Consider the following 14038-nt stretch of genomic DNA (forward strand, 5'->3'; position numbering starts at 1 on the left):
AAACGTCACCATCGCTTGATCGGGATCGCGCTCCATGAGCGGCGCGGACCAGCGGCGCCACCAATCCTGCCTGCTCAGGACTGAAGCCCGACGCCTTGATCACCGGCGCCCCCAGCGCGTAGGGTGGACCTCCACCAATTCCGGTATCTGCCCTTTAATGATTGAAGACGACCCGACAGAAGAGATTTCACGGATCGAAGCGCGGCTTGAGGAGCTTGCCGAGGCTGCCGAGCGATGCCGGAAGTATATTCTGGCTTCCAAGGCGGCCATCGTCGGCGGCGCCGCATTGCTGCTGGTCACGATGCTCGGCCTGCTAGGGGCCGGTCAGACGGCAGCCCTCGGATCGATCGCGATGATCCTGGGCGGAATTGTCTCGCTCGGGTCGAATGTCAGCACCTTGCGGCAGACGGAGGAAGCCATCGGCGCCGCCGAGCTGCTCCGGTCCGATCTGATCAGCAGGATCGACCTGCGGATGGTTCGTGATGCGCCGATGAAGCTGGTGTGAGGCCAGCCGCCATTCGCAACTACTGTTTTGATCCGGTCCAGCTTCCTGCACATCCATCGGATCGCCGGAACGAACCTCCGCCGCTGCGGCCCGAGAAACGGCCGGACATGGTCCAGCTCAGGCTCCCGGCGCTTCCGACTCCGGACACCGAGCCATTCGGGCTGACTTGAGCGGTGCCATATTGCCCCACCATCTTGCCGCCCGAGACGACCACCGTGTCGGTGGAGCTGCCGCAGGGCGTGCCGACGCTGGTAAGAACCCATGCTCCATCCAGATTGCCACCACCGCCGCCCCCGCTGCTTCGCGGTGCCCGGCGCGGTGCCTCCGCTTCTGGCTTGCTGCGTCGTGCCGGCTTTGAGGGTTCAACCGCCCGGGGCGTCGTGCGCGAACCGGACAGCGATTTTTCGTCATTGCCGATGCTGCCGCCCGCGCTCCCTGATTGCGCGCGGGCCATATCAGGCAAGGCGACAATGGCGAGTGCGGCTGACAGCAGCGCGGCTTTCACAATACATCGAGTGACGTTTTGCATAATAAATTGGTGTCCAAAAAGAGGGTCCTGGGGACCCGTCGGCAAAACAGCGCCGATCTGCAGCAAGACTTGCCGGTCTCGCCGCAGTCGTCAAGCGCTGCGCCCTTCGGACTGTGTGCCGCTAAGCTGGGCAGTGCCGTAGGGTGGGCAAAGGCGCGCTTGCGCCGTGCCCACCATCGACATTTTCGAGCGGAATGGTGGGCACGCTGCGCTTTGCCCACCCTACAATTCTACGATTCCGGCTAGCCCCTCACTTAATCCCCATGCAGCTCGCATAAAACGTCGTGGTCGCCGGCCAGTCTGAGAACATGCCGCGGATGCCGACCTGTTTTGCCAACACATCGAGCACCGTCAGCGTGTCGCCGTCACGGTCGATGGCCGGTTTGACGGAGCGATGATAGAAGCCGCCGCCCTTGTTCAGCGGGCCGTCGCGCTCCAGCGACCAGCCGATCAGATCGAGCCCGGCGGCTTTCGCGGCCTTGGCGTATTCGGACGGGATGATTTCCTTGTTGTCGTTCAGCGTCAGCATGGTCCAGATCGGCGGCGCCAGGATTCTGACGCCAGACGACTTGAGTTCGGCCATTGACGGCTTCCAGGTCTCAGGCTTGGCGGGATCAAGACCCTGCTTCTCGTAGCGGTCCTCGAGATAGACCGCCTGCGCGCCGAACGCCGGCTCGGTCTTTATCCAGAACAGCACGTCGGAAAGATTAAAGCTTTGCGCGAATACGTCACTCGCCGGAATGCCCGCAGCCTTGTACGCCTGCAGCATTTGCGCGGCGTACTTCTCCTGGGTGTCGTCGCCGTCGAACGGCATCGGCACTTCCGGCGACTTCAGTTCGGGCGTGAACTTGGCGCCAAAACTCTTGATCAGCGCGATGCTTTCGTCATGCGTCACCAGCGTGCCGGAAGCGGTGTAGAGATCCGTGCGCCAGCGCGGCGTGCCGTTCTGGTAATCGGCCACGTTGGTGGCATCAGGGTTGAAACTGTCCATCTTCGCGGTCAGCGACTTGAACTCGGCGAGCGTGATGTCGCTGGTGCAGCACTTGGCGGATGCCTTCTTGCCGGCGGCGGGATCGGCCGGGCTGAATCCCTGCGAGCATTTGGCTGCTAGCGCCGGCACCGACAGGATATTGGTCGTGGTGTGCAGGTCGCATTGTGCATGCCGGCAGACCAGCTGGCGGTCTTTGGTGAAGGTGACGTCGCATTCGATGATGCCGGCGCCCATCCGGGCCGCGGCGGTATAGGATTCCTTGGTATGTTCAGGGAATTGCATCGCCGCGCCGCGATGGCCGATCGAAAAGTCGGTCTTGTGGAACGGCCCGGTGCACTGGCTGAGCTTTTCCTTGAGCGGGCCGTCCTTCATCTTGTCGACGAGGTAGAACGGGCGCGGGCCGATCTGCGTCTCGCGGGGCAGGGGCACGCTTTGCGCCGCGGCGGGAGCAGCGGGCGCAAACAGCGCGACCGCGGAGAATAGAACCATAAGGCGGCGAGAGTGCATGAACGAACCTCGGAAGTGGCGGTGTAAAAAACGGATATCACCACGACATTATGACGTCTGCGTGTGGGGTTGCGCTCGCTCGGCGTTTATCTACAGTTCGCGCGGTCGCACGGCGGCGATCTTACGCAAAATAACAATTGGGAGGAACCGAAATGCCCAAGGCCCTGTTCGTCGTCCGTGCCACCGTGACGGATGCCGCAAAGCGTCAGGCGTTCGATGCCTGGTATGCGCGCGAGCATCTGCCGGACGCGGTCAAATCGTTCGGCGCCGAGAAAGCGTGGCGCTACTGGAGCCTCAGCGATCCCGCGCTGCATCACGCGATGTATCAGTTTTCCGACGAGGCCGCGCTCGACCGCGCGACCAAAGGTCCCGACATGACCCGGCTGATCGCCGATTTCAACCGCGACTGGCCCGACGTGACGCGCACACGCGAGGTGCTGGTGCTGGCCGAGGAGTTTGGGAAGTAGATATCGTCGTCCCGGCCTTGAGCCGGGACCCATAGCCACCGTCGGTAGTGGTTGGGCACGCTGGTGGTGATCTTCCTTTTCCAGCAGATCCGGCCGCGGCGTATGGGTCCCCCGATGTGCAATTGCACATCTGAGCTCAAGGCCGGGACGACGATGGATAAAGCGCGCGACTAACCTGAACGCGCAGTTCAGCTGGCATTCATCTCGGCGCACCGAAACTCTCCTGCTCAATCCAACCGATCGCAGAGGAGGAGATGTCATGGAGCGCCGTCACTTTCTGAAACTCGCCTTTGGATTTGCGGCTGGTGGCATCGCACTTGCGGCCGGCGCACAGGCGGCGCCGCTGACGCCGCAGCCGCTGGTTCCGGACGGCCAACTCCCTGCCAATCCGGATGCGCAGCCCGCCGTCACGTCAGGAGATGAGGTCGATCGGCTCCAGCCAGAGGAAGTGCGCGGGGGCCGAGGCCGTGGCCGCGGATGGGGTCGTGGCCGTGGCTGGGGCCGGCGCCGCGGATGGGGCCGTCGTCGCTGGGGCTGGGGCCGTCGTCGTTGGGGTTGGCGCCGCAGGCGCTGGGGCTGGCGCCGCAGGCATTACGGTTGGCGTCGCCGCTACTGGCGCCGTCGTTACTGGCGTCGCCGCTACTGGTAGGATTCCTGGGAACGGGGCGGGGATGGCATTTGCCGTCCCTGCCTTGTTCTGCTTGGCGTGCACTTCATTCCATCCGGCTATCTGATTTTCGGCGACGTCTCGAAATTCGCCTGCGTGTCCTGCGTATGCAGGTGCTTCAGCTTTCCGCCATCCTCGATCAGATAAAAATGGTTTCCGACGATACCCTTTTCGTTGCGGGCGCCGCGAAACACGATCATCCGGCTGTTGGCGCGGCTGACGACGGGATCGAAATCATCTGATACCTCGTGCCAGCCGGAGACCGTGAACAGCTCGACGATCTTGCCGGTGCGCGCATCGAGCAATGTGGGCGCGACGCAGCTCGAGCCGCAGGGCAGCTTGACCACGATGTAGCGGCCGGCCGCATCGATCTTCCCGTCGTCGGCGGCCGCCAGAAAGGTCTCGCGGCGGGCGCGCAGGTCCGGCGTCGCCAGGCGCGGTTTTGCGACTTTGCCGGTGTAGACCTTGGCCGGATGGTCCGCGAATTTGGGTGGTGCTTCAGCATGCGCCGGCATGGTGAGGGAGGCCAGCGCGATCGCGGCGGCTACGGCGCACAGCAGGGCGTTCATGGATTCTCGCATGGAAACGGTTACGCCGTTTCGTCTGCGCAACAAGCCGCTACGTTCAATGCCCAAATAAAAAGCCCCGCCGGAGCGGGGCTTTTTCGTATCAAGGGGGATCAGAAAGGACGGCAACGTCCACCACGCCACGCGAAGCCGGGGCCGCAGCCGCGGCCAGGCCGCACCACCACAACCGGCTCCCGTACAACCACGCGCGGGGCGACGTAGACCGGACGCGGGGCGACATAAACGCGGCCGACGCTGCGGACGCATGCGCCATACGGACCGCGATGCCAGCCGGGGCCGCATCCGCCTGCGGCATTCGCCGCGCTGAAGCTCGCAAACGAGGCTGCGACCAAGACTGCAGCGAAAAGGTACTTCATGTTTTCTCCCGATTTTTAGCCGCCATGCGGCGCGGTTCCGAACCTAGTCACGGAGACCTGAATAGAAAATGAATGTTGTTGATTCGTGAAACAGCAGCAAGAAATTGCCGGTTGAGCTGCGGTCACATTCTCGTTGCCGCGCCTCATTTGGGGCCAATTCGTAAACAAACGGGCTGCAGGAATTAAGCTTCGCTCGGGCCGAACAGCGCCGCGAATCGCTTCTCGCCGTTGCGCGTGAAATTGACGACGCGGCTGCCCGGCGCGGTATCGCGCGCGGCCCAGTTCAGTTCGGTGAAGCGGCTCATGACCGCCGCGCCCAACGTGCCGGCGAGGTGATGCCGCCGTTCGCTCCAGTCGAGGCAGGCCTTGCAAACCGGACGGCGCGGATGCGCCAGCGTATCGGCGTCGATCTGCAGCGCCTTTGCCATGAAGCGCTTGCCTTCACCGGTGAGTTCGATGGTCGCCTTGCTTTGCCGGACCAGCTTCTGCTTCTTCATGCTGTCGAGCATCTGCACGCCGAGATCGCCGGCGAGGTGGTCGTAGCAGATCCGCGCCCGGCGCAGCGCCGGCTCTTTCGGCCCGGTGCGCACACGCGTGTGACCGGCGCGTTCCGCAAGCCCCGCAAGGCCCTCGAGCACGCCGGCGACATCGGGATCGGTGAGGCGGTAGTAACGGTGCCGGCCCTGCTTCTCCTGCTCGATCAGGCCGCCGGCTTCCAGTTTGGCCAGATGCGAACTCGCCGTCTGCGGCGTGATCCCGGCCTCGTGCGCCAGCTCGGTCGCGGTCAGCGCGCGGCCCGTCATCAACCCGGTCAGCATGTTGGCGCGCGCGGGATCGCCGACCAGGGAGGCAACCATTGCGATGTCAGGGCCTGCTTTCATAGTTCGATGATAGCCGAAGCATCGACGACGATCAAGCGGGTAGTGTTTGCCTCGAACGTCATTGCGAGCGCAAAGCAATCCATCGCGCCACGTGCGGAGGCGTGGATTGCTTCGCTGCGCTCGCAATGACGACAACAAAGACCGGAGAACAACATGACCATCACCGTCTTCATCCGCTACCAGCTCGATCCGTTCAAGCGGGCGATGTTCGAGGAATATTCGAAAAACTGGCTCAGCATCATTCCGAAATGCGGCGGCGACCTGATCGGCTACTGGATGCCGCATGAGGGCACCAACAACATCGCCTTCGCGCTGATCTCGTTCGAGAGCCTCGCGGCCTACGAGAGCTATCGCGCACGGCTGCGCGCCGACAAGGAGGGCATGGCCAATTTTGGCTTCGCCGAGGCGAACCAGTTCATCCTCGCCGAAGAGCGCACGTTCCTGCGCAAGGTCGTGGCGTGAACGTCTGGCGGAGGGGGCGTCGCGTACCTATGTTGGCCGCGCCAACAAACAATTCGGGGAGTGACCATGCTGACAACTGCTGACAAACGCGCCGCCTTCAAGAAGTTGCACGAGAGCGGCTGCTTCATCATTCCCAATCCGTTCGACGTCGGCAGCGCGAAGGCGTTGCAGCATCTCGGCTTCAAGGCGGTGGCGTCCACCAGCGCCGGGTTTGCCTGGGCCATCGCCAAGGCCGACAACCGCGTCACCGTCGACGACGTCTGCGATCATCTTGCCGCCATCAGTGCGGCGGTCGACATTCCCGTCAACGCCGATTTCGAGGACGGCTTTGCGCATGAGGCGGACAAGGTCGGCGTCAACGTCGCACGCGCGGTCAAGACCGGCATCGCCGGACTGTCGATCGAGGACTTCACCGGTGACAATTCCAAGCCGCTGTTCGAACGCGAGCTTGCCATCGATCGCATCAGGGCGGCGCGCCAGGCGATCGACGCCGATAATAGCGGCGTGCTGCTCACGGGCCGCTGCGAGGCGTTTCTGCGCGGGGTGAAGGATATGAAGCTCGTGATCGACCGGCTCACCGCTTATGCCGAAGCCGGCGCCGACGTCCTCTATGCGCCCGGCATCTCGACGCCGGAAGAGATTTCGACGGTCGTCAAAGCGGTCGCGCCAAGGCCGGTCAATCTCTTGGTCGGTGCGGCCGGTCCGTCGCTGAAAATTGCCGGCGATCTCGGCGTGCGCCGTATCAGCGTCGGCGCTGCTCTGGCCCGCACGGCGTGGGCCGGCTTCATGAAGGCGTCGAAGGAGATGGCGGAGCAGGGCACATTCGCGGAGTTCGCCAACGGCTATCCCGGCGGCGAACTCAACAAGATGTTCAGCTGACACCCTCAAACAAAAACATCTTCAAACAAAAAGCGCAGCGGGCGTAATGCCCGCTGCGCTGTCGTTTCAGATCGTTCTCAGATCACTCTTGCTTCAGCCGTTACTGTTTGGCCGGTGCGTCGGCCGGAGCGGGCGGCGCCGCCGGCGAGGGCGCTGCCGGACGCGCCGGCGCGGCACCGGTGGTCATGCCGGGCTGGTTGTTGGACTTCGGCGTTACGTCACGCATGCCCGGAGGCGCCGCGGGGGTGGCCGGCTGCGTCTGCGCGGTCTGGCTGGACGGCGTGGTGCCGGCCTCGTTGACGCTGGTATTGTTCAGACCATAGAACAACGCACCCATCACGACGGCGATGGCAATCGCGAACATCGCGATCCTGGTGCCGCTGGCCGGACCCTCGGCGAGCTGCGGGTCGGCCTGTATCTCGTTGTCGAGACTGTTCATACGTGCCTGACGGCGGATTTCGTCTTCACTCAGATTGGCACGATACGGGTCGTTCGGATTGTAGGTCATCAATCAGTTCCTCCGTTAGAACCCCAAAGTGTTTAGCGGAGATACAATGGCTGGCGCGGCCGGATGTTCCGCGTCAATCTTGCAACCGGTTAATGATGGAACCGTGATTCGCGGGTTCCATCGAACCACGAGGGTGCGACGAGGCTGCATAAGAGGTTGCCATGTGGGCCCTGCCGCCCAGCGATACCGTGCTGCACCTGTTGTCTTATGTGGCGCTGACCGCGCAGGCGATGACGGCCGCGCTGGCCGCCGGGCGCCGCAGCATGGATTGGGCCGGCGTATGCATGCTGGGCTGCATTACTGCGCTCGGCGGCGGAACCATCCGTGACGTGCTGCTCGGGCACTATCCGCTGGTCTGGGTGAAGAACCCGTCCTACCTGGCGCTGACCGCGATCGCGGCTTTCGCGACCATCCTGATTGCGCGCCATGTGCACCGGCTCAACCTCGCATTCCTGGTGCTGGACGCGATCGGCCTTGTGGTGTTCACGATGGCCGGCTGCGATGTCGCCCGGCAAGTCGGCGCGCCGCTGCCGATCGTGATCGTCGCCGGCATGATCACGGGCTGCGCCGGCGGCGTGCTGCGCGACATCCTCTGCAACGACGTGCCGCTGCTGTTTCGCTCCGAACTCTACGCCAGCGTCTCCGTCGTCACCGGGCTGTTCTACGTCACCGCGTTCGGGTTGCAGTTGAATCACGAACTCTGGACCGGATTGACCTTCGCGCTCGGGCTGACGCTGCGGCTGCTCGCGATCCGCTACAAATGGGAAATGCCGAAATTCGTCTTCGGCGGCGATCAGCACTGACCGACGAACGCAGCGCACCATAACGCTTCAGCGAGAATCGCCTGCAGCCAAGGCGGCCTGGGGCGTTATCCCCAAACGCAGGGCAAGCGGCCACGTCATGCCGTTTCGTGCCGGGGCGGTCCGGCGACACAAAGTGAAACCGGCCGGCGTTCTTCCCGGCACGAAATTGCGATCTTTGATCGCGCGGCTGCCTTGCCCAGATTTGTGGTGCGGGAAGCGGAAAATCCGACATAGACTGGTTCTAAGAAGTTCTGACGCCTACATAAAACACAGCCTTGCTCAGAAATCGTCTTGGCGATCGAAGCGGCTGGCAAAAGAGGGCTTAAATGGGAATCAACCAGGGTCCGATCAGTCTCGATCAGAAATACACCCAGGGAAGCGGCCACGTCTTCCTGACCGGCATCCAGGCGCTGGTGCGGCTGCCGATGGCGCAGATCCGCCGCGACCGCGCCGCGGGGCTGAACACCGCCGGCTTCATTTCAGGCTATCGCGGCTCGCCGCTTGGCGGCTACGACCAGCAGCTGTTCGCCGCCCGCAAGCATCTCGAGCAATACAACATCAAATTCCAGCCCGGCGTGAACGAGGATCTCGCCGCCACCGCGGTCTGGGGCTCGCAGCAGCTCAATCTGTCGCCCGGCGCCAACTATGATGGCGTGGTCGGTATCTGGTACGGCAAAGGCCCCGGCGTCGATCGCTGCGGCGACGTGTTCCGACACGGCAACGCGGCAGGCTCGGCCAAGAACGGCGGCGTGCTGGTTCTCGCGGGCGACGACCACGGCGCCAAATCCTCCACCGTGCCGCATCAGTCGGACCATGCCTTCATGTCGGCGCTGATGCCGTATCTGTATCCCTCCAGCATCCATGAAATGATCGAGATGGGTCTGCTGGGTATCGCGATGTCGCGCTACAGCGGATGCTGGGTCGGCATGAAGGTGATCACCGAGACGGTGGAAACCACCGCCGAGATCGATCTCACCGACGAGATGACGCCGTTCGTGATCCCGACCGATTTCGAACTGCCGGAGGGCGGCCTCAATCTGCGCTGGCCCGATGACCGCTTTGCGCAGGACCGCCGCCTGCAGGACTACAAGGGTTTTGCCGCGATCGCCTTTGCCCGCGCCAACAAGGTCAACCGCGTCACCATGGATTCGCCGAACGCGCGCTACGGCATCATGGCGTCAGGCAAGAGCTACGAGGATATCAGGCAGGCGCTGCGCGAGCTCGGCATCACGCCGGAAGTCGCCGCCAAGATTGGTCTCAGACTCTACAAGATCGGCATGCCCTGGCCGCTCGAGCCGGAAGGCGTCAGGCAATTCGCTGTCGGCCTCGAAGAAATCTTCATCATCGAAGAGCGCCGCGAGATCGTCGAAAATCAAGTGAAGCAGGAGCTGTTCAACTGGCGCGACGATGTCCGTCCCCGCATCATCGGCAAGATGGACGACCACGACAAGCGCTTCCTCCCCTTTGCCGAAGAGCTCAGCGTCGCCTCGCTGGCGAGCTCGCTGACCGAACGGCTGCTTCGACTTAACCTCAATCCCGAAATCGCAGCACAACTCCGCGCCAAGGCCGACTGGTTCAACGGCCGGCAGGCAACGCAGATGCAGGCGGTGGCGCCGATCACCCGCACCCCGTATTTCTGTTCGGGCTGCCCGCACAACACGTCGACAAAAGTGCCGGAAGGCAGCCGCGCCTTTGCCGGCATCGGCTGCCACTTCATGGCGCTGTGGATGGACCGCTCGACCGAGACGTTCACCCATATGGGCGGCGAGGGCGTGCCCTGGGTCGGCGTCGCGCCCTTCACCAAGGAAGAGCACGTGTTCGCCAACCTCGGCGACGGCACCTATTTCCATTCCGGCAGCCTCGCGATCCGCCAGGCGGTCGCCTCCGGCGCCAACATCACCTACAAGATCCTCTATAACGACGCGACCGCGATGACCGGCGGCCAGCATGTCGACGGCGAATTGTCGCCGCAGCAGATCACCTTCCAGCTTCACGCCGAAGGCATCCGCGAAATCTACCTGGTCTCGGAAAATCCCGACGCCTATCCGGCTGGCGAAATCGCGCCCGGCGTCAAGACCTCGCATCGCGACGAGCTCGACACCGTCCAGAAGACGCTGCGCAAGGTGAAGGGCGCCTCCGCGATCGTGTTCGTGCAGACCTGCGCCGCCGAAAAGCGCCGTCGCCGCAAAAGGGGAACGCTGGAAGATCCGGCGCGCCGCGTCATGATCAATCCGGCGGTCTGCGAAGGCTGCGGCGACTGCTCGGTGCAGTCGAACTGCATCTCGGTCGAGCCGCTGGAGACGGAGCTCGGACGCAAGCGCACCATCAACCAGTCGACCTGCAACAAGGATTATTCCTGCCTGAAGGGCTTTTGCCCGTCCTTCGTCACCATCGACGGCGGCAAGATGCGCAAACGCGCGCCGGCCGGCGTCGGCGATATCGGCGAACTGCCGGAGCCTGCCTCGAGGCCGACGCTGGAGCGGCCCTACAACGTCGCCGTTGGCGGCGTCGGCGGCACCGGCGTGCTGACCATCGGTGCATTACTCGGCATGGCCGCGCATATCGAGGGCAAGGCCAGCATGATCCTCGACATGTCCGGCCTCGCCCAAAAGGGCGGCGCGGTGCTGAGCCATGTACGTCTGTCCGAACACACTGCCGACGTCACCTGTTCGCGCATCGTCACCGGCACCGCCGATCTCGTGCTGGCGGCCGACGAGGTGGTGGCCGTCTCCAAGGAAACCATCACGCTCTGCGAATCCGGCCGCACCACCGGGATCATCAACACCCACCTCATTCCGATCGCCGACTTCATCCTCAACCGCGATTTCAATTTCCAGGCCCGCAAGGTCAACCACGTGCTGGAAACCGCGCTGCGCAAGGATTCGTCGTTCTTCGATTTCACAAAACCTGCCGAAATGCTGCTCGGCGATTCCATCGCCACCAACATGATGATGATGGGCTTTGCCTATCAGAAGGGCCTGCTGCCGCTCTCGGCGAAAGCCATCGAGCAGGCGATCGAGGTCAACGGCGTCGCGATCAAGCTGAACATCCAGGCGTTCCAGCTTGGACGTCTCGCCGCACATGACCCCGCAAAGCTGATCGCGATGATGAAGGATCAGGACGGGAGTGTCGCACCCAAGACGCTGGATGCGATGTCGCTCGACGAGATCATCGCCCACCGCAGCAACCTGTTGACCGAATATCAGGACGCCAGACTCGCTGCCCGTTATCAGGCGCTGGTCAAGAAGGTCCGCGACGCCGCCATCGATGGCGGTTACGACGAGGCGTTGCCGCGTGCGGTCGCGATCAACTATGCAAAGCTGCTCGCCTACAAGGACGAGTACGAAGTCGCGCGGCTCTATACCGACGGCCGCTTCGAAAAGCAGCTCCGCGACCAGTTCGAGGGCGATTTCAAGTTCAGCTTCAACCTCGCGCCGCCGATCCTCGGTGGCGGCCTCGATGCGCTGGGCCGGCCGAAGAAGCGCGCGTTTGGCGCGTGGATGATGCCGGTGTTCAGGATGCTCGCGAAGATGAAGGGCCTGCGCGGTACTTCGTTCGACATCTTCGGCCACAGCGCCGACCGCAAGATGGAGCGCGATCTGATCGCCGGCTATGAGAAGGACGTCGCAACCGTGCTCGGCCTGCTGTCGCCGCTCACGCTCGATACCGCGGTCGAAATCCTCTCGCTGCCCGACCGCATCCGCGGCTACGGCCCGGTCAAGGAAAAGGCCGTGCACGACGCCAAGGCGCGCTACACGCAACTCGCCGCCGACCTCGTCAGCCCGCCGCCCGCGCCGCGGCAGATCGCGGCGGAGTAGGGACCAAACTTCGTAGGGTGGGCAAAGGCGCACTTGCGCCGTGCCCACCGCCCAGCATTCTGCTCGCGATGGTGGGCACGCTTCGCTTTGCCCACCCTACGAAGGCTCCGCTTGTGGGGCGTTCAGCTTCATCGTGTAAACCGATCGATGATCCCATAGAGCCGCTCGCAGGACGCCGCGAGCCGCTTCTGCGGGGCCGTCGCGATGCCCAGCAGCAGGCCGGATCGCACTGAGGCCGTCGATGCGCACCACAGTGACAGCGGGGTCGGCGCCAGGCCGAACGACAGCGTTTCCCGGGCGATCGCAAGGTCCGGCGCGCCATCCGGCAATCGCAGCAGCACGGCCAGTCCCGCAACCGCGATATCGTTCGCATTGTTCCTGGCGTGCGGCCGCAGGCATTTCAGCAGCGCGTCGGTTTGCGTTGCATAGATGCGCTTGGTGCGCCGCAGATGCCGCATGTAGTGGCCGTCGCGCAAGAACGCCGCGGTCGCGAGTTGCACCGCCGGCCCGGGCGCCGGCGCAAGACACGCTGCGACTTCGGCGAACCGGCCGGCCAGCGGCAAGGGCGCAACGAGAAAGCCGAGGCGCAGGGCAGGGGTCAGCGTCTTGCTGAACGATCCGATATGGATGACGCGCCCGGCGCGATCGAGTGAGGCAAGCGCTGGTGTGGCGCGGCCCTTCAGTTGCAATTCACTCAGATAGTCATCTTCGACCACCCATGCCCCTGTAGAAGCGGCCCAGTCGAGCAGGCGCAGGCGCCGCGCCAGCGACAATGTGGAGCCGAGCGGCGCCTGCTGCCCCGGCGTTACGACAGCCAGCGCGGCATCCGGCGCATGGTTCAGGCCGTAATCGACATTCATGCCGTCAGCATCAACCGGGATCGGCGCGAGCGACAATCTTGCGAGCTCAAGGCCGCGCCGCGTGAACGGGAAGCCGGGATTCTCGACCCAGGCCTTCCGCCCCTCGAGGCCGAGCACTCGCAGCGCCAGCCCGAGGCCGCTGCTGAAGCCGCCGGTGATGATGATCTGCGAAGGTGAACACTCGATGCCGCGCGCGATGGCAAGATACGCGGCCATTTCCCGCCGCAGCTCCGGCTCGCCGCGCGGGTCCGGATAAAGCGGCGGCGCGCTCAATTCCGCGCGTACGGCGGAGGAGCGAATTCTGGCGAGGAGCTTGGCGGGAATCGCTTCCTGCGCGGGCACGCCCATCTGGAACGCCAACGGCCCTGCGGTGAGTTCTTGGTACATCTCCATGAACGAGCCGGGATCGGGCGCTTCCTCCTGTCGAACCCGCATCGAAGGGCGCGCCGCGACATGGGTGCCGCTCGCCCGCGAAGCTGCGATCAGCTGGGCCGCGGATAGTTTTTCATAGGCGGTGCGCACCGTGCCCCGGGCGACGCCGAGCTGGGCGGCGAGGTCGAGCCAGGATGGCAGGCGCGCGCCCGGCGCGAGCACGCCGTTCTCGATGGCGGCCGCGATGCCTTTGCGGATCTGCTCGGCCAGCGGCGTCCTCGCGGACCGATCGAGCTTCAGATTCAGTGGCTTGGCCATGTCTCATTGGTACACGATTTTTGTCACTTCTTGGTACTTTTTTATAGACCAGGAGGAGCGCATCTGTGCGGGACAGCAACGGAGAACGCCATCATGAAACTACGATCCATCCTCAGTGCAGCCTTGGCCGCTGCCGCCATCGCCACTGCAACGCCTGTCGCCGCACATGGCGTCGGCGAAAAGGCCACGCCGCACTTCGCACAGGCGATTCCAAACATCCCCGGCAAGTCGCTGATCGCCGTGGTCGTCGACTATGCGCCCGGCGGCGCGTCGCCTTCGCACGTTCACGCGAAGTCGGCATTCATCTTCGCCTACGTCGTGTCTGGAGCCATCGAGTCGCAGGTGAACGACGGGCCGAAGCGGGTCTACCGCGCCGGCGAAAGTTTTTACGAAACGCCGGGCTCCAGCCATCCCGTCAGCCGCAATGCGAGCAAGACCAAGCCTGCAAGGCTGCTCGCGGTGTTCGTCGTCGATACCGACGACAAGCAACTGACCACATCAGTCAAATAACCAGATCATCAAGGAGCA

General features: G+C 63.8%; 16 protein-coding genes. 8 read left to right on the forward strand and 8 right to left on the reverse strand.

The genetic code is table 11. The features are described from left to right. Nucleotides 1-157: 157 nt before the first annotated feature. Nucleotides 158-505 (forward strand): hypothetical protein, encoded by a 348-nt coding sequence (locus tag JQ641_RS22595; protein ID WP_211998191.1) that lies wholly within the window; start codon nucleotides 158-160, stop codon nucleotides 503-505. A gap of 19 nt (nucleotides 506-524) precedes the next feature. Here JQ641_RS22595 and JQ641_RS22600 read toward each other — a convergent pair whose 3' ends face one another. After that, nucleotides 525-1034, reverse strand: coding sequence for a hypothetical protein (locus JQ641_RS22600; RefSeq protein WP_211998192.1), 510 nt, complete (start codon nucleotides 1032-1034; stop codon nucleotides 525-527). 250 nt (nucleotides 1035-1284) lie between these two features. Then, on the reverse strand, nucleotides 1285-2532 hold the full coding sequence (locus JQ641_RS22605) for a glycerophosphodiester phosphodiesterase family protein (RefSeq protein WP_211998106.1): 1248 nt from the start codon (nucleotides 2530-2532) through the stop codon (nucleotides 1285-1287). Between the two features lie 152 nt (nucleotides 2533-2684). Between JQ641_RS22605 and JQ641_RS22610 the strand changes: the two genes are divergently transcribed. After that, a complete protein-coding gene (locus JQ641_RS22610) occupies nucleotides 2685-2999 on the forward strand; it encodes a hypothetical protein (RefSeq protein ID WP_211998107.1) in 315 nt (104 codons plus the stop codon). A 259-nt stretch (nucleotides 3000-3258) separates the two neighbouring features. Next, the gene (locus JQ641_RS22615) at nucleotides 3259-3648 is read left to right on the forward strand and encodes a twin-arginine translocation signal domain-containing protein (RefSeq protein WP_211998108.1); all 390 of its coding nucleotides are present in this window, start codon (nucleotides 3259-3261) and stop codon (nucleotides 3646-3648) included. Nucleotides 3649-3725: 77 nt separating this feature from the next. Here the strand turns inward: JQ641_RS22615 and JQ641_RS22620 are convergent, their stop codons facing one another. From JQ641_RS22620 to JQ641_RS22630, 4 genes are all read right to left on the reverse strand, one after another. Next, nucleotides 3726-4235, reverse strand: coding sequence for a hypothetical protein (locus tag JQ641_RS22620; protein WP_211998109.1), 510 nt, complete (start codon nucleotides 4233-4235; stop codon nucleotides 3726-3728). Nucleotides 4236-4345: 110 nt separating this feature from the next. Continuing rightward, entirely contained in the window at nucleotides 4346-4609 is a 264-nt protein-coding gene (locus JQ641_RS38040; protein WP_249150607.1) for a GCG_CRPN prefix-to-repeats domain-containing protein, read from the reverse strand. A gap of 182 nt (nucleotides 4610-4791) precedes the next feature. Next, complete coding sequence (locus tag JQ641_RS22625; RefSeq protein WP_211998110.1) at nucleotides 4792-5490, reverse strand: metalloregulator ArsR/SmtB family transcription factor; 699 nt, start codon at nucleotides 5488-5490, stop codon at nucleotides 4792-4794. Next, the gene (locus JQ641_RS22630; RefSeq protein ID WP_211998111.1) at nucleotides 5487-5651 is read right to left on the reverse strand and encodes a hypothetical protein; all 165 of its coding nucleotides are present in this window, start codon (nucleotides 5649-5651) and stop codon (nucleotides 5487-5489) included. The genes JQ641_RS22625 and JQ641_RS22630 overlap by 4 nt, the downstream gene beginning before the upstream one ends. Here JQ641_RS22630 and JQ641_RS22635 point away from each other — a divergent pair. Next, entirely contained in the window at nucleotides 5644-5952 is a 309-nt protein-coding gene (locus tag JQ641_RS22635) for an NIPSNAP family protein (RefSeq protein ID WP_211998112.1), read from the forward strand. The two genes, JQ641_RS22630 and JQ641_RS22635, sit on opposite strands and share 8 nt — an antisense overlap. A gap of 66 nt (nucleotides 5953-6018) precedes the next feature. Continuing rightward, nucleotides 6019-6831, forward strand: coding sequence for an isocitrate lyase/PEP mutase family protein (locus JQ641_RS22640; protein ID WP_211998113.1), 813 nt, complete (start codon nucleotides 6019-6021; stop codon nucleotides 6829-6831). Between the two features lie 100 nt (nucleotides 6832-6931). On the opposite strand, the gene JQ641_RS22645 is transcribed toward JQ641_RS22640, so the two are convergent. Continuing rightward, complete coding sequence (locus JQ641_RS22645; protein ID WP_211998114.1) at nucleotides 6932-7339, reverse strand: hypothetical protein; 408 nt, start codon at nucleotides 7337-7339, stop codon at nucleotides 6932-6934. Between the two features lie 161 nt (nucleotides 7340-7500). On the opposite strand from JQ641_RS22645, the gene JQ641_RS22650 reads away from it, so the two are divergent. Beyond that, on the forward strand, nucleotides 7501-8142 hold the full coding sequence (locus JQ641_RS22650) for a trimeric intracellular cation channel family protein (RefSeq protein ID WP_211998115.1): 642 nt from the start codon (nucleotides 7501-7503) through the stop codon (nucleotides 8140-8142). Nucleotides 8143-8468: 326 nt separating this feature from the next. After that, nucleotides 8469-11960 (forward strand): indolepyruvate ferredoxin oxidoreductase family protein, encoded by a 3492-nt coding sequence (locus JQ641_RS22655; RefSeq protein ID WP_211998116.1) that lies wholly within the window; start codon nucleotides 8469-8471, stop codon nucleotides 11958-11960. A gap of 128 nt (nucleotides 11961-12088) precedes the next feature. Here the strand turns inward: JQ641_RS22655 and pdxR are convergent, their stop codons facing one another. Then, nucleotides 12089-13510 (reverse strand): MocR-like pyridoxine biosynthesis transcription factor PdxR, encoded by a 1422-nt coding sequence (gene pdxR / locus JQ641_RS22660; protein WP_211998117.1) that lies wholly within the window; start codon nucleotides 13508-13510, stop codon nucleotides 12089-12091. 93 nt (nucleotides 13511-13603) lie between these two features. Here pdxR and JQ641_RS22665 point away from each other — a divergent pair, with 93 nt between their 5' ends. Continuing rightward, nucleotides 13604-14020: a cupin domain-containing protein gene (locus JQ641_RS22665; protein WP_211998118.1), complete on the forward strand. Its 417-nt coding sequence runs from the start codon at nucleotides 13604-13606 to the stop codon at nucleotides 14018-14020. Nucleotides 14021-14038: the final 18 nt, after the last annotated feature.

The sequence above is a fragment of the Bradyrhizobium sp. JYMT SZCCT0180 genome (genome assembly GCF_018130165.1).
Lineage (GTDB): Bacteria > Pseudomonadota > Alphaproteobacteria > Rhizobiales > Xanthobacteraceae > Bradyrhizobium.

Excerpts from the sequence above, each read along its gene's own strand:
- JQ641_RS22595 (WP_211998191.1), top strand. The coding sequence starts at position 158 with ATGATTGAAGACGACCCGACAGAAGAGATTTCACGGATCGAAGCGCGG.
- JQ641_RS22655 (WP_211998116.1), top strand. The coding sequence starts at position 8,469 with ATGGGAATCAACCAGGGTCCGATCAGTCTCGATCAGAAATACACCCAG.
- JQ641_RS22620 (WP_211998109.1), bottom strand. The coding sequence starts at position 4,235 with ATGAACGCCCTGCTGTGCGCCGTAGCCGCCGCGATCGCGCTGGCCTCC.
- JQ641_RS22610 (WP_211998107.1), top strand. The coding sequence starts at position 2,685 with ATGCCCAAGGCCCTGTTCGTCGTCCGTGCCACCGTGACGGATGCCGCA.
- JQ641_RS22650 (WP_211998115.1), top strand. The coding sequence starts at position 7,501 with ATGTGGGCCCTGCCGCCCAGCGATACCGTGCTGCACCTGTTGTCTTAT.
- pdxR (WP_211998117.1), bottom strand. The coding sequence starts at position 13,510 with ATGGCCAAGCCACTGAATCTGAAGCTCGATCGGTCCGCGAGGACGCCG.
- JQ641_RS22605 (WP_211998106.1), bottom strand. The coding sequence starts at position 2,532 with ATGCACTCTCGCCGCCTTATGGTTCTATTCTCCGCGGTCGCGCTGTTT.
- JQ641_RS22665 (WP_211998118.1), top strand. The coding sequence starts at position 13,604 with ATGAAACTACGATCCATCCTCAGTGCAGCCTTGGCCGCTGCCGCCATC.
- JQ641_RS22645 (WP_211998114.1), bottom strand. The coding sequence starts at position 7,339 with ATGACCTACAATCCGAACGACCCGTATCGTGCCAATCTGAGTGAAGAC.
- JQ641_RS22635 (WP_211998112.1), top strand. The coding sequence starts at position 5,644 with ATGACCATCACCGTCTTCATCCGCTACCAGCTCGATCCGTTCAAGCGG.
- JQ641_RS38040 (WP_249150607.1), bottom strand. The coding sequence starts at position 4,609 with ATGAAGTACCTTTTCGCTGCAGTCTTGGTCGCAGCCTCGTTTGCGAGC.
- JQ641_RS22630 (WP_211998111.1), bottom strand. The coding sequence starts at position 5,651 with ATGGTCATGTTGTTCTCCGGTCTTTGTTGTCGTCATTGCGAGCGCAGC.
- JQ641_RS22625 (WP_211998110.1), bottom strand. The coding sequence starts at position 5,490 with ATGAAAGCAGGCCCTGACATCGCAATGGTTGCCTCCCTGGTCGGCGAT.
- JQ641_RS22615 (WP_211998108.1), top strand. The coding sequence starts at position 3,259 with ATGGAGCGCCGTCACTTTCTGAAACTCGCCTTTGGATTTGCGGCTGGT.
- JQ641_RS22600 (WP_211998192.1), bottom strand. The coding sequence starts at position 1,034 with ATGCAAAACGTCACTCGATGTATTGTGAAAGCCGCGCTGCTGTCAGCC.
- JQ641_RS22640 (WP_211998113.1), top strand. The coding sequence starts at position 6,019 with ATGCTGACAACTGCTGACAAACGCGCCGCCTTCAAGAAGTTGCACGAG.